Here is a 14,400-nt window from a genome sequence, read left to right as displayed (position 1 = left end):
GCAGAAGAGTTGACTTCCCAATTCCAGAGGGCCCACAAATCGCGTAACTGTATCCCTCTTCGAAGCATGCACTCACATTCGAGAGAATGCATAATCCATTCTCTTTCGTCCCATATTCCTTTGTTACACTCGCTAATTCGACTCGCATTATGCTTATTCATACCTCAGGAGTTCACTTGGTTTTAGGTGTGATGCTCTTCGCACCGGATAAAGCGTCGCCAGGAAACAAATAATGAGAGCGCTAACGCCAGTGATAACGAAAGCACTCATATCCATCCGTATGGGAAGGGTTGCTACTGGGAAAATTTTCTCAGGGAGAGGGAATCCAAATTTTTGAAGTCCTACACTCATTACATAGCCGAGAATTAATCCGAGTCCAGTGCCAATGACTCCTATCGTCATTCCCGCAATTCGAAAAATGGCACCGACTTCTCGATGAGTCGCCCCAAGGGTTCTCAGGACAGCAATGTCTTTTCTCTTTTCTAGCACGAGCATAACGAGGGTTGAAACAATTGAGAAGCTCGCCATAACGACAAGAAGCATTAAAACAGTAAAGTAAGCGCTCCTTTCGAGCCTTAGCGCTTCCCAGAGATTTTTGTGCGTCTCAGTCCAGGGCTGAACATAAAGTCCTTGTTGTTGGGCTGATAGGGCATCAGTAATCAGCGGAGTTATCTCGGGAGCTCTATCGAGGTCTAACAGCCTGACTTCAAGACCTTGGATACTATTGCCCATCCTGAAAAATTGTTGCACGACTGACAAGTCGGCATAGACAAGACTGCTTTCGTACTCAACAAGTCCGGATGAATAAATCCCTGTAATCATGAATCGACGAAAGCGAGGCATCAGCCCAAATGGACTAGACTGAACCTGCGGCGAGAGAAGTGTTACGGTGTCTCCTGTGTTGATTCCATAGCTCTCTGCTAGTTCTCGACCAATTACCAGACCTGGTAGTACGGTCTCTTCTGTATCTACCCGCTCTTCTTGCGATGCCCGTTGCTGATATTCGAATAAGCTCGTTGTTCGCTCTCTCTGCGTAACGAGTTTGCTTCGTAATTCCTCTCCTGAGGCATCAGACTCTTGAATTCCACGAATAAGCACCCCTGACGAGCGATTCGCGAGCTGCAGCAAGGCTTGATGATAGGTGAAGGGAGAAACTGACTGTATCCCAGGGACACGACTCGTTGCCTCGCTCAGCTCCTGCCAGCGGTACAAGGTTCCATTGACTGCACGTATGGTGACATGCGCATTAGCACCCAGTAACTTATTTTTTAACTCAAACTCGAAGCCATTCATGATTGACATTACGACAATGAGAACCGAGACCCCAATGGCAAGCGCGATGGTTGAGATGAGGGTAAGGATAGAGATGAAGGCCTCTGAGCGCTTCGTGCTTAAGTAGCGAATAGCAACCTTTCGAACAAATCCCACTTATTCCTCCTCTAAAGGTCGTAACTGTGGAAAGAGAAGGACGTCTCTAATCGTGGGGCTATTCGTGAGTAACATAATGAGCCGGTCAATTCCGATACCTACTCCTCCCGTTGGAGGCATGCCATACTCAAGCGCCCTAAGGAAATCATGATCTATATCGTTTGCATCCTCCTTTCCTGCAGCCCTTCTTGCAGCTTGTGCCTCAAACCGTTCTCTTTGATCAAGGGGGTCATTGAGCTCCGAGAATGCATTGCTGATTTCCATGCCAGATATAATCAATTCAAAACGATCCACGACTGATGGATGCCCTGGAGTTTTCCTCGCAAGAGGAGAGATTGAGAACGGATGATGGGTGATGAATGTTGGATTGATAAGCTTCGGTTCGACAAGCTCCCCCCATAGCTCTTCAAGACATCGACCCCAGTCCTCCGGTTCTGGGAGTTCGACTTGACGGTTTGCTGCAATCTGATGGAGGACATCAAGATTTTCTATATCCTCACTTCTTGGCACATCAGCATACTCATAGAGCGATTCGGTCATTGAGATTATCTTCCATGGTCGTTGGAAGGAGATCTGGTGGTCGCCATATGGGAGATCGAGGTTGCCATTCATCTCTTGAACGAGTTCACACACCATTTCTTCAACAAATTGAAGTTGATCTTCAAAGGTAAGATATGAGCCGTAAAACTCAAGCATCGTAAACTCAGGATTGTGTTTCTTGGATAAGCCTTCATTTCGGAATACTTTGCTAATTTCATAGACTCGCTCCAGCCCTCCCACTACGAGTTTCTTAAGAGGCAACTCAAGCGCAACACGAAGACGCATATCTGCATTCAGAGCATTATAGTGAGTATTAAAGGGACGAGCCTCTGCACCAGTGGATGAGTACGTAAGAGTCGGTGTTTCAACTTCGAGGTAATCATGACGATCTAGGAAGTGGCGCACCAGGCGAATAATTTGCGCACGCTTTCGGAATACTTCTCTCACCTCTGGATTTGCAATGAGGTCTACGTAGCGATGACGATAGCGGGCTTCGACGTCGGTAAGGCCATGCCACTTTTCTGGGAGGGGAATTAAGCACTTTGAAAGCAGACGAACAGTCTCGGCATGTAGCGTCTTCTCCCCGGTTCTTGTTGTAAAAAGAAATCCAGAGACCTCTATGATGTCCCCTACATCATAGTTTTTGAAGCGCGAGTACTCTGCCTCTCCTATATCATCCTTACGAATGTAGGTTTGAATCTTCCCCTCGGAGTCTAGCAGATGGCAAAAGGAGGCTTTCCCCATTTGTCGCATCTGAACAATTCGACCACAAATGGTGAATCGAGGGCCTTCTTCCCCTTCCATATATGAGCCTTGGGCGAGTTCTGACGAGGAGGCAGTGGGTTTCGTATCGTTGGGATAAATGAATCCGTCTTCACGGAGGGCACGCAGCTTTTCAAGGCGAACGAGTTCTTGTTCTGAACGGGTCCCCATAGTCTCCTCTATCCCTAACCCTTTATTCTCTTCTCCAATACCGACCGAGTTTGACCCACAAAGAGCATGGTGAACACCATCAGTACTCCACAAGTTAAGAGAAATTGCCCTGTTTGGAAAGAACCAGTATGCGGAGAGCCAGTATAGAGAGGCGTTGAGTCCTCTCCTATTTTCTTCTTAATACGAGGACGCCCTCAGGGTCGGAGCGAAATCGTAGCGTACTTCCCCCTCTTTTCTTTTTTGTGATCGAGACCTTCTTTTCTGGAATTGATAGAAAACACTCGGGTTCCCAATAGAAAGAGAGCTCATCTTGAGCAAGCTTCAGGATTCGTTCTTTTGTGCCGCCTCCGTCTTCAATATGTGAGAAGCTCCGATCGCAGAAAAATGCAGCTCTTCCGCCAGTACGACAGACCCGGGCGCCTTCAAGGAGCACCTCATTCATCTTAATATGCCAAGAGGCTGGATTCGTGAAGTCTACAGCGGGGCTCGGTGAACGCTTCATACCGAGAAACCAGAGTTTGAGCCAATTCCCGTCGCCAACCGATCGATGCCGAGGAATTGGAGGATTCGTGAGGATAAGGTCAACGGAACCCGTTCGAATGTGAGAGAGCTCTCTTGGATCGCATTGCGTAATTTTTGAGCGATGCTCCGGCTTAAACAGAACTGAAGGGATACCTTCTTGAAGTACCATTGCAGACTTTCGAAGCAGCCTTGGTGCTACAGCTCTGTAGTCTGGCACTTGATTGCGCTTATCATTGAGTTCGATTTGCTTTGCTGGTGATAGTGCTTTCTCCGAAGGGGAATAGACTGAAAATCCCCCGCCACCTCGACTGTGAAGTAAACCAAGAGCTAAGCCTCTGAGAAAAGAGCTCAGTCGGTCTGACTTGTTCATGAGTTGTCTACGGAGCGCCGATATTTCTCGAAAGGTGCCCGGCTCATAGAATGCGGAGAATAGTCTATCGAAGCCTTCCAAGGAGGCGGGGGCATTTAAGGGCGACATCTGGAGCCACAATGCCACCTCAGTGATATCACACGGGTGTATCCGAGCTAACGCGATGGTCAGGGCAACAGGATCCAAATCATTCAACAGGTAGGTTCTTTCTGTCAGACCAGCCTCAAGCCCCACCACACCAGAGCTACAAAAGGGGTCAAGGATGGTATCCCCCCTACGAGAAAGCGAAGAAAGTGCTAATGAGGCTACTCTCGGGTTGATTTCGAACGGAAGTGGAGAGAGTGAGTGAAGAGAATGAGCAGAGGGTTCCTCTATCCCCAAGTTTTCGATTCCAGATTCGCCAGACAGAGATACTCCCCTGCCTATGTTCTCTGTTTCTGAGACATCACCCTTTGGGCTGATGGAGAGCTGGCCCTCATAATAACTTGGGCGCTCAACAACTTTTAAGGCTAACTGACCACGGTGTGCTGTGCTCATAACAAAATCCTAGCAATCAACATTTTAAAACACAGAAAAACCAGCTTCCTGAAGTAACAAATAAATGAAGTAACAAATAAATACCGTGAAGTACCAAAGACTCTTCGGCCTTTGCTATTCCCAGAAGCAAGCGCATCCTGACACTACTACGACGCCGCCAAGGCGCTGTGGGGGGAACTATAGAAGAGCACTATCCACCTCACCAGAGGGTAATTGTACCTGTCAGAATTACAAATGAGTTAAAGTGATTAACCGTCACAGAATACAGACTATTTTTTTTCCCGAAAACCGAACCTTGGTTGATTGGCAAGATTAAGAGCATTCTTAGCAAGTGATCAGACAGGTCTCCTTCAATTTATTCGGTGCTGAGCTTTAGAGATAAAGTTTCGAAGTGCTCTCGCTGCTCCCTCTTTCCTAGCTCTGAGAATAGCGAAATTAAAGCTTCGATTACTTCGAGGTTTGAGGGGTTCGTGTTATGAGCGGTCATAAGCAATTGTTCTGCTGCAGTTGGATTACCGACTTTCCATTGAGCAATTGCCTTTACATAGAGCTCATCTGATGAGAGTGGTGTTTTATCGATATCGACAACAGTATCTTCATAAAGTTCAATGATTTTAGCTGGTTTATTCGTTTGAAGGAGTACTTTTGCTAGGTTTACTTTTGTCACTCGGTCTGAAACGTCGAGTGCGAGAGCTTTACGAAAGGCCAACTCTGCCTTTTGAAGTTTTCCCGCTCGCTGATAGGCCACTCCGAGAGCCCGGGGATACCTTGAATCTTCGGAATCAAGATGTGCGGCACGTTCAAGGTTTTTAATAGCTGCGAGAGATTTGCTCTGATTGAGGTATAAGAGTCCTGCTCGAAATAAGGCATCAAGGTGTTTCTCGTTACTCAACGAGATGGCTTTTTGGTACATAAACAAAGCTTCATCATTCATCCCTTTTTTCTCGTAGAGAACTCCAAGATTGAAATGTGGTTCAGCACTTTTCGGCTCAACCGCAATTGCTTTGGAAAACTGAGATATTGCTCGGTCGCGATCTCCCGTACGTTCCGAAATTATGGCAAGACCTTGGAGTGCTGAAGGGTTCAGCTTATCTTTTTCTATCACCTTCTCATACTGAAGCTTGGCTTCTGAATTTTTATTTTCGGTGAGTAAGCTCCGCGCTAAGCCAAGAAGAAACTCTACTTTGTTTTCAATTTCTATCGCTTTTCGAAATTCTTCTTGAGCTTGATCATGCTCATCCTGGGCTGACAAGTACTGCGCAAAGTTATACCTGATTTCAGGCATTTCAGGACATAACTCTATGGCTTCTTTGTAAAGGTCGCGTTCCGCAGTGCCGAGACGACCCTCCGATTGCTCAATTCGTTGTACGAGCTTTACCGCGCGGCGGCATGGTCCTTCGGCGTTCACAAGTACCGAAGAGAATAGAGTCAAAGGTGCGATTCCCACGAACAGTAGTGACCAATATGCTTTTTCTGTGAATATAGCCGAGAGATGCTTTGTAGCAGCAGACAGAATCGGTTTGGCTTGATAGACCATTTTTTATCTCCTCTCTGAACTAACTATCAATACACTCTTGCTCTGAACTCTTTAATATTGCACCAATCCGATCCAGACATTCTGAGAGAACGAGTTGCGGTTGAACGAGAGATATTCGGAAATAGCTGCTATATGAATCTCCGAATACAATCCCTGGGAGTATCACTACCCCCTGCTCAAGGATGAGTTGTTTGACAAATTTCTCCGCATTTCCACTGTATGATTCTGGGAGTCTTGCCCACACTGACGCCCCTGCCTCTGGGGGCTGAATCGAACAGCCAAAGGAGAGAAGTTTGCTACTGACCAGCTCTGCCCTTTCGGCATATCGTGATACTGAGTCGGACAAAAAGGAAGCCGATGCCCGCAGACCAGCGGTTGCACCTACTTGGATAGGTATGAAAGTTCCATAGTCTGTATCGGACTTTCGAAGAGCCACTTTCTGAATTACCTCCTGACAGCCAACCAGTCCAGCGACCCTCCATCCTGGAATCGCATAGGCCTTTGACATGCTATAGACCTCGAGAATTCCCTGATAATCTCCATTGCAGCACTTGAGAAGACTGGTAGGTGAGGCCTCGAAGCCCATTTCACCGTAAACAAAGTCATTCAGTAGGAGATACCCATACCTGCGAGCTGCCTGCACGATAAGGTGTAGTTCCCTCTCGGAAGGACAGAGGCCAATCGGATTGCCTGGTAGATTAAGAAGTGCGATGCCCCCAGGATTCTCTCTAAATGCGTTTTCCAGAGAGCTGCTCAGTTGATTAACGTTTTCCGCTTGATAAAACTGTACATCATAGTCACCAATCAGATCCGCAGCTGAAAGCATTGCTGGATAGGTGGGGGTTGGAAGCAGTAAGGTTCTCCCCTCTTGCCGGGCAATCGACAGAACCTGGAGTGTTGCATCCTTGGTTCCCAGCGTTACACATACTTCTAACTCTGGACGAAGTTCTACATGAAAACTATCGAGATACTTATCGGCAAAAGCCTCCCGAAGCTTCTTGAGTCCTCGTGCCGTAGTATACTTATGAGAATTCGGCTTTAGTGATGCCTCGATGAATCTGTCTAGCATCTCTCGGGCGGGCGAAAGGTCCGGATTGATCATCGAGAGATCAAACAGGGTGTTGCCAGATTCTTGAGCCACAGTGCACCAAGCTCTCATGTTAGAAAGCGCTCTGCTGCCGGCATTCATGCCTTCATCTGCCACCTGAGCATTCAATATCGCTCCCCCTGCTTTGGAAACTTGTGGATTGTTATCGAGAAAACAGATTAAAAAAGTATACTGCTTGAGATGATTCTCCACTTACATGAACCTTATGCGATAGCATGGCAATTTGTGGGTTGAGCCGACCTCGCAGGATTTGCTCAAGATATCGCTCAGTGAGTTCTATAGTACAACTTGCATTTGAAGGAGGAGTCTTTTCCCAGTGTTTGACCGATAGCTTTTCGCGCTCAAAAGAAAAAAGGTATCCTTCTTCACAGTCAAGTACATTGAGAATAATTTTACCCCTTAAGAGATTTTGTAGTCTCTTGAACTGATCAGATTTTTTTCCATTCAGTTTGTCAATGACCCTTCTAAAGTAACGAGCATCGTCAGAGGTTTCGTCTTCATCTTCATCTTCGTCTTCATCTTCGTCTTCATCGGTATCTGATGCACGGAGTTCAGCCAGTGCTGAATCAATCTCTTCATCTTCCTCTTCTTCCAGACTTCCCTCTGCTTTTGCTCTGGTCAGTTGCTCAACAACTGCTTCATCGCGGGTAGCATGGATATCACTCGCATCTGAAATCTTGAGCTGGGCCTCTGCATCACCTGAGGATTTAATTTCCTTCTCCATCGTATCTTCACTTTCAGCCACTATCTTGCTCCCCTGTAATCTTGTTATAAACACGTAGGCGGCTTGGTCTGCGACTTAGTAAGGTCTTCCCTTGCTGCAGCTCTTCAAAACAGCATAATTATAGAGGTGAATTCGGTATACAAACAACCTCGGCGGTAAACAAAGGCATAATTGAAGGAAGAATTTTTGTCTAATAGTGCTAATTTCCCCACAACCTCCGTCACAAGACGTATCTTCGCCCTCACGGGAGGCATTGCCTGTGGTAAATCGACCGTGCTGAAGAAGTTAGCTGAAAAGGGCTGGTTGACCCTGAGTGCTGATGTTCTTGCTAGAAAAGTCGTCGAGCCAGGCTCGCGAGGTCTCCAGATGATTGAAGAGGAGTTTGGAGAAGCGTTTGTGAAATCTGATGGGTCTCTGGATCGGGAAAAGCTGGGAAGGCACGTTTTTGAGAATCCCACAGCGCGGAAACATCTTGAGTCAATACTTCATCCTTTTATTCGAGAGCAGGCCAAGCATGAGATTGAGGTCAAATGCAAAGAATCTCCTGGGGTTCCTCTCGTATATGAGATTCCGCTCTTTTTCGAGTCTACGATGGACTATCCAGAGATTTCAAAAGTCATCGTGGTTTACACGCCTGAATCGCTTTCCCTGGAACGACTCTTGGCTCGAAGTGACCTTACGAGTGTAGAGGCGAGACAACGCATCGCTGCACAGATGGACATAGAGGAAAAGAAAGTGCGTGCTGACTATGTAATTGACAATTCGGGCACCATGTCCGAGCTCGAATCTCATGTACAGCAGTTTCATGAAAATTGTTTCGAGACAGATTAGAGAACGGTAAGAGTTTGGCGGGTTTGGTTTAGGTCGCGCTTGGGTCCTGCGGTAAAGATGACGAATAAAACCACTTCACCGTTTGCTCGATTCCCTCTTTCAAGTGAGTTTGGACACGAAAGCCGAGTTCGCTCTGAATCTTTGAAATGTCTGCTAACGAATGCCTTACGTCGCCTGCTCTGAACTCTGCATGTCGTGGAGCCAAATCAAGAGAAGTGCCTGTAAGCTGCTCAACAGCATCTTTAATCTCTGAATAGAGCTGAAGAAGGTCGGTTCGAGCACCGGCTGCGACGTTATATACGGCTGGAGTTTTGCTTGCATGCTGTTGCGTTTCAGGATGCCGGTGGCTTAAGGCTGAGAGGAGGTTAGCAAGAACAACGTTGGACACAAAGCAAAAGTCTCGTGAAGTCTCGCCATCACCATTAATCACGCACTCTTGACCATGAATCAGAGAACTGGTCCATCGCGGAATGACTGCAGCATAAGCTCCCTCAGGATCTTGTCGAGGGCCAAAAACATTGAAGTAGCGTAATCCAGTGATTGGAAAACGAATTACTGAGCTGAACGCTTGGGCATAGAGTTCATCCGCACGCTTTGACGCAGCATAAGGCGATAGAGCATTTCCAATTACACCCTCACTCTTTGGTAAGGCTGGATGATCACCATAAACGGCACTGGAGGAAGCGTATACAAAGCTCTTGATCCGACCATTTTTCTCGGACTCCTGACGAGCTGCTTCAAGCAGCGTTAAAAATCCTGTTACGTTCGATGAGTTTGTCGCGAGCGGCGAATGAAATGAGCGCGGCACGGATCCAAGCGCCGCTTGATGAAGAACATAGTCAACGTCCGCAATGGCACTATGAAGGAGGGATTCATCTTGAATATCGCCTACTACGAGCTCTAGCTCCTTGCTTTGGTCTGGAGAAACGAGAGAACAGGCTTCGTCGAGGTTCTCCCTTTTGCCGGTAGAAAAATTATCAAGAACCCGTACTCGCTGATCTAAGCGCAAGAGGTTTTCAACGAGGTGAGAGCCAATAAATCCAGCTCCCCCCGTTACCAGCCAAGTGTATGATTGATCAAGATGTGGTATGCGTAACACAGCTTTTCCTTAATATTCTTCAGCTTCCTAGAACCGAGTTTCGCTCGGGTTTTCAAAACCAGAAAATGTCACGAAATTATTTATTGAAGGGCTCTTTCCTACGCCGAGATTTCATGAAACTCAGCACTCGTGCGAATGTACGCAGGTCACTCACAGAATCATATTCATCAACTATTTCACGACCTACGATCTCTTCAATAATGTCCTCTAATGTCACAATTCCTGCGAGACTTCCATGTTCATCCACTACAGCAAGTATGTGCTCTTTCTTCTCGAACATTCTCAACAGCAGTGTATCCACCCGCAACAGTTCAGGGACGGTTTCCAAGGGACGAGAAATTGAACTGAGGGTTATATCATTATTTCCAGCGAGGAGTTCACGATAAATATCACGCTGAGTTACGTAAGCATGAAGATCATCAGGTTTTTCCTCTTGATACAGCGGGACGCGTGAAAAATTCCATTCATCAATCTCCTGACGGACATCTTCCACGCGCATCGTTTCATCGAGACGAAAGACAACAACCCTTGGAGTAAGGATATCTCGAACAAGCAGGTCATCGAGCGCCAGCACATTGGTGATAATTGAGCCTTCAAATCGCTCTAAAGACCCTTCTTCGGCTCCAATCGTGGCAAGCGCCCTCACCTCTTCTTCGGATACGCGGACAGTAGCGTCGTCCCCCTGTAGTCGACGGTTGATGAATTGTGAAAGAGATATTAATGGTGCCATTATCCGAACAAGAAAATCCAGTGGCACGGCGAATACGCGACTCATCTGCCGTGCGTAGGTAACACCGATGGTCTTCGGAATAATCTCGCTGAAGTAAAGTATTCCCACAACAAAGAGAACTGAGAAGACAATGGCACCTGTTTCAGATAAAACAGCGCCACCAGCCCACCCAGCAAGAGACGCACCACCTGTATTTGCAACGGTGTTCAGAATCAGAATAGCCGTTATCGGCCTTCCGATATCGGTCTTGAACCGACTGAGAATTTTCCCTGCTCGCACTCCCTGCTCTTCGAGTGTTTTGACGTATGAGAGGGGCACAGCATAGAGTGAGGCTTCCATCACAGAGCAGAAGGCGGAGACCGATATGGTCAGCAGGACAGCGAAGACGAGAAAAATTGTTGGATCCATTGGTGTCACGCTAGTTTACAGGACTCGGGGGGTACTTGTATAGCTCAAGAATACGGCTACACTAGACCCTGGTCTCCGAAAAGCCGTGTTTTGGAGGAGATTGAGGGTTCTATCTGAGCGTAATGGTGGCGGTGGTGCCCGAAGAGGGCTAACCCCTTGAGAAGGCTCGTTATATATTAAGTTCATTTGCATTAGAGTTTTTGCTCCTGCAGAAGGCACGTATGGAAGCTTCACTGAGGCTTCTCGTAAGGCTGAGGCTTCTCGTAAGGTTTTGAATTCGCTTTATGAGGTGCTTTGCCTGTATAGTCTATGAGCGGTATGAACACGGGGTGAAGTGTAACGCAGATGAGGGTTAAGAGTCGGCAACGCTGCTGCGAGTAGTCCTCTATCCATACTTATTAACGATTGCGATTAGGACTTGCTGATGAGTCGTACGAGTACCACCTTAGGTCAAAAAAGGGTGGAGACACTGAGAATCGAGCCACCGAGGGCTTTTGTATCTTTATTGCGGGCGATGAACGCCAAGCCCTCTCGAACACTCTTCACTCTGCCAGATACCGACTCGGAGGATACGAAGACAGAGCCTTCCAACACAGAGCCTTCCAACACAGAGCCTTCCGAAACTGAGGCAATTTCGGCGGACAAACCCTTTGCCGATATTCAGAGTGATGTCACAGGTGAGACTCACCATTTTTTTGGGAGAGCGCTGCATCATGGTTCTCTTGCGTTTTTACATCATGCAAATGTAGTTCTTACGGTTTCCCCTTGTCTTCTGGCGGCGCTTGGGATCCTCTCGGTGTTTTCAGCAATACGGTTTGAGAGCATCAGTATCTCATTTTCCTACATCGGGCTGGTCATACTACTGTATGCAGCGCAAGTACTCGGTCACATCGTAGCGGGGCGCTTTGCACGTTCAGAGGCGGAATCGCTCGTCATCTCACTCCTCGGGGTGACAGACCCTGGACTCATTATCCGCGAACGTCCTATTTTTCACGTGCCTGAAATATTCGAGACATCGGATGGGGTATATCTGCATGGAGATTCTCCAGAGATTCTTCAAGAGTCAGCACGGCAGTTAAGACAGCAGGTAGAGGAATCTCGAAGCAAAGGAAGTTCTCCATCTGAGACCCTGATTGCGACCAGCGAAGAGTTCGCTCGGGAGTTTTCCGTTATATTGCGAGCCCCGATTCGTGTCATCGGGGCAAGTTTGATGAGTCTTCTTTGTGTTGGCTTCCTGCATTATAGCGCTCTTCCTCAACACTTTGCTGAAGACTTTCTTCTGACTCAGATTCTGTGGTTTATTGCCGCAATGCTCGTTGTGGCACCATTCCTTCCTCCTCATCGAATTGGGGGTGTGCTTCCTTTTGGGATACGGGCTTTCATTTTTCCAATTGGAGTTTTTTGCACGTTGTTTGTAATGCTGCCAACTGCATCTCAAATTATGATTTTTGAAGATCTCCCACCTTTTTCTATTTTGTTAATTTTTGGATTGTTGATTGTCGCCCGCAAATTATGGTGGACGCATCTTACCACGTTATCCAAGCTCTCTCAGCAAACGCCCATATCGAATGCTGCGATTCCGATCGAGAATCTTGTTGTTTTTCATCATGGAGAAACGATCTCAAGCGCACAGAGAAAGTGCGTTCATACCGACCAGGAGTACTTTCCAGTTTTATCGCAAAATCAGCTAAAGGGGATGATCTCGCGAAAAGATTTAATGAGGACTCAGCATGCGTATACATCATCGGAATCTCTTGCAACTCTTCTTGATGATACACTGTCCTTAGTGGACTCACATATGAGCCTGGAAGCGTTCTTTAGCCCCAAGCTTTGCGCGCCATTTTTTGCGGTCGAAGATGGTGCGATTGCAGGCATGGTTACTCCTCGAAGTGCGCGGGATGCCCTCTTCTTATCACTTCAGGATCAAATTCAAGATCAACATGGTGAATTCGAAGAGTGATACTTCTCCGACTCATTAGCAGATTCCCCTACCGTTGGCGTTCCGCTCTAGGAGCTCTCTTGGGTTCTATTTTTGGCTTTTTGCCTCTTCGGGAACAGCGTGTTGCGCGAGGACAGATTCGAAAGTTTTTGGGCGTACCTCATCCGAGATCTATAGCACGGGGGGTATTCTCTCATATCGGTCGGTTAGCTGCTGAGAGTCTGAATCTCCATCCTGCACTTCAGTCTGGTGTTTGTGATATTTATTCCGATTCTGCCGATTTGGTACGTGAATTGTCGGAGGATCGTAAACCGGTTTTGGCACTTACTGCACACTTCGGCAACTGGGAATTGATGGCGGCGTATATTGCGGAAATCGGCTTTGAAATTGTTACTGTGGGGCGAGAGATTCGTCATGCTGGACTGCAGCAGTTTATCGAAGAAAGTCGTTCTCAGCTCGGAATTCGTACGATCTGGCGTGGCGGGCTTAGTGGCCAGCGTCAGCTGATTCAAGAGATGAAGAATGGAAAAGTAGTAGCAGCTCTGATCGATCAAGACACGCGGGTCCACGGACAAGACTCTCAGTTTTTTGGGCATTATGTTACCACTCCATCCTCAATGATAGATCTTGCCCTACGCTATAATGCGCGAATCGTTACCGCCTTCAATTATCGTCTTGAAAGTGGGCGCTACATCATAGAGATTGAAGAAGTGAAAGAAGAGAGAGAGACCCAAGCAATCATCGATACTTACAATTCTCGCTTGGAGAATATTATTCAACGGTATCCAGAACAGTGGGTCTGGTTTCATAAGCGTTGGAGAACTCTTCCCGATGGGAAAAGGCTATCATCGTCTGAGTACATGGAGCTACTGGCGCATGCCTAGCACGAGGGAGAGAATTCCGTTGGTAAAAAAAGCTCGACTGACCGCGTTTCTCCTCGTCGTTTTCGTGACTTCTACCGTCATTATCACAGCACTGTTTGGGTGCTCTGTTTTGATACCTGGAACCTCAGGTACATACTCTAAACACTTGAAATCGGCAGAGAGCCTTGAAAGACAAGGGAAGTATGGAGAAGCCATCTCTGCCTATCGACAGCACATTCAAGAGAGGTGTGAAGACGAAGAGAGAGCAGAGTGGGAAAATCCTTCTTTTTACCTGCTCATTATTGGGGATATTCTCTTAAAGCAAGGCAAGGTTACAGAAGCCCTTCACGAGTATGAGCAGGCACAGTTAGAGGAAGTGGCTGTGGCACTGATATCGGATCGCTTTAGGCTTATAGCAAATTGGTTAGCAGATAGAGAGCGTAAAGAGGAGGCTATTTCGATTCTCTCGATCCATCGAGAAACTGATCCTGTTCTCTTTGATCTCATGAGAGATAGAATTGCTCGAGAATTAGTAGCTGGTGAGGAAGCCTCACTTCGCTGTAGCAACGATAGCACGTCGATTGTAATTGGCGAAAAATGCCCCAGGGATATCGGTCAATAACCGCGTCTCCCCCTTATCCAATAGAGGACCCACCGAAATACAACAGGGTGCTTGCCTAATGCATTGTGATCATCGATAAAGGGGACTGTTGCCGTATTGCAGTTGTTCGAGGTATCTGTGTGAGGTATCGAACGAGGGGGCAACGATAACATGTGTATTCAGAGGCTTAATTCGGTGAAGTATTCTCGTTTCATCATCTTTTTTTTGTT

Annotated in this window: 13 protein-coding genes; 4 read left to right on the top strand and 9 right to left on the bottom strand. The window is 47.1% G+C overall.

Features of this window, described 5'->3' with window-relative positions:
- The 7 genes from EBR25_09930 to EBR25_09900 all read right to left on the bottom strand — a co-directional run.
- Positions 1–148: ATP-binding cassette domain-containing protein (locus tag EBR25_09930; GenBank protein ID NBW41300.1), on the bottom strand; the 148-nt coding region annotated here is incomplete at its 3' end.
- Positions 149–153: 5 nt separating this feature from the next.
- On the bottom strand, positions 154–1,428 hold the full coding sequence (locus EBR25_09925; GenBank protein ID NBW41299.1) for an ABC transporter permease: 1,275 nt from the start codon (positions 1,426–1,428) through the stop codon (positions 154–156).
- Positions 1,429–2,901 (bottom strand): lysine--tRNA ligase, encoded by a 1,473-nt coding sequence (lysS, locus tag EBR25_09920; protein NBW41298.1) that lies wholly within the window; start codon positions 2,899–2,901, stop codon positions 1,429–1,431.
- Between the two features lie 166 nt (positions 2,902–3,067).
- Positions 3,068–4,330, bottom strand: a complete 1,263-nt coding sequence (locus EBR25_09915; GenBank protein NBW41297.1) for a hypothetical protein — start codon at positions 4,328–4,330, stop codon at positions 3,068–3,070.
- Between the two features lie 355 nt (positions 4,331–4,685).
- Positions 4,686–5,867: a tetratricopeptide repeat protein gene (locus tag EBR25_09910; GenBank protein NBW41296.1), complete on the bottom strand. Its 1,182-nt coding sequence runs from the start codon at positions 5,865–5,867 to the stop codon at positions 4,686–4,688.
- A 19-nt stretch (positions 5,868–5,886) separates the two neighbouring features.
- Positions 5,887–7,167 (bottom strand): pyridoxal phosphate-dependent aminotransferase, encoded by a 1,281-nt coding sequence (locus EBR25_09905; protein NBW41295.1) that lies wholly within the window; start codon positions 7,165–7,167, stop codon positions 5,887–5,889.
- Entirely contained in the window at positions 7,118–7,720 is a 603-nt protein-coding gene (locus EBR25_09900) for a hypothetical protein (protein ID NBW41294.1), read from the bottom strand. Before EBR25_09900 ends, EBR25_09905 begins: the two co-directional genes overlap by 50 nt.
- A gap of 150 nt (positions 7,721–7,870) precedes the next feature.
- Here EBR25_09900 and EBR25_09895 point away from each other — a divergent pair, with 150 nt between their 5' ends.
- Positions 7,871–8,530 carry a dephospho-CoA kinase gene (locus tag EBR25_09895; GenBank protein ID NBW41293.1) on the top strand — a complete coding sequence of 220 codons (660 nt, stop codon included), beginning with the start codon at positions 7,871–7,873 and terminating at the stop codon, positions 8,528–8,530.
- A gap of 28 nt (positions 8,531–8,558) precedes the next feature.
- Here EBR25_09895 and EBR25_09890 read toward each other — a convergent pair whose 3' ends face one another.
- Together EBR25_09890 and EBR25_09885 are read right to left on the bottom strand one after the other, a co-directional pair.
- Positions 8,559–9,620, bottom strand: coding sequence for an SDR family oxidoreductase (locus EBR25_09890; GenBank protein NBW41292.1), 1,062 nt, complete (start codon positions 9,618–9,620; stop codon positions 8,559–8,561).
- An 85-nt stretch (positions 9,621–9,705) separates the two neighbouring features.
- On the bottom strand, positions 9,706–10,767 hold the full coding sequence (locus EBR25_09885; protein NBW41291.1) for an HlyC/CorC family transporter: 1,062 nt from the start codon (positions 10,765–10,767) through the stop codon (positions 9,706–9,708).
- A 460-nt stretch (positions 10,768–11,227) separates the two neighbouring features.
- Here EBR25_09885 and EBR25_09880 point away from each other — a divergent pair, with 460 nt between their 5' ends.
- Genes EBR25_09880 through EBR25_09870 form a run of 3 tightly spaced genes read left to right on the top strand, consistent with a single transcriptional unit; the run spans position 11,228 to position 14,191 of the window.
- On the top strand, positions 11,228–12,727 hold the full coding sequence (locus EBR25_09880) for a hypothetical protein (protein NBW41290.1): 1,500 nt from the start codon (positions 11,228–11,230) through the stop codon (positions 12,725–12,727).
- Positions 12,715–13,590: a hypothetical protein gene (locus EBR25_09875; GenBank protein ID NBW41289.1), complete on the top strand. Its 876-nt coding sequence runs from the start codon at positions 12,715–12,717 to the stop codon at positions 13,588–13,590. Before EBR25_09880 ends, EBR25_09875 begins: the two co-directional genes overlap by 13 nt.
- Positions 13,583–14,191: a hypothetical protein gene (locus EBR25_09870; GenBank protein NBW41288.1), complete on the top strand. Its 609-nt coding sequence runs from the start codon at positions 13,583–13,585 to the stop codon at positions 14,189–14,191. Before EBR25_09875 ends, EBR25_09870 begins: the two co-directional genes overlap by 8 nt.
- Positions 14,192–14,400: the final 209 nt, after the last annotated feature.

It is taken from the genome of bacterium (assembly GCA_009926305.1).
GTDB lineage: Bacteria > Bdellovibrionota_C > UBA2361 > UBA2361 > RFPC01 > RFPC01.
This window is presented reverse-complemented; position numbering and strand designations above follow the sequence as displayed.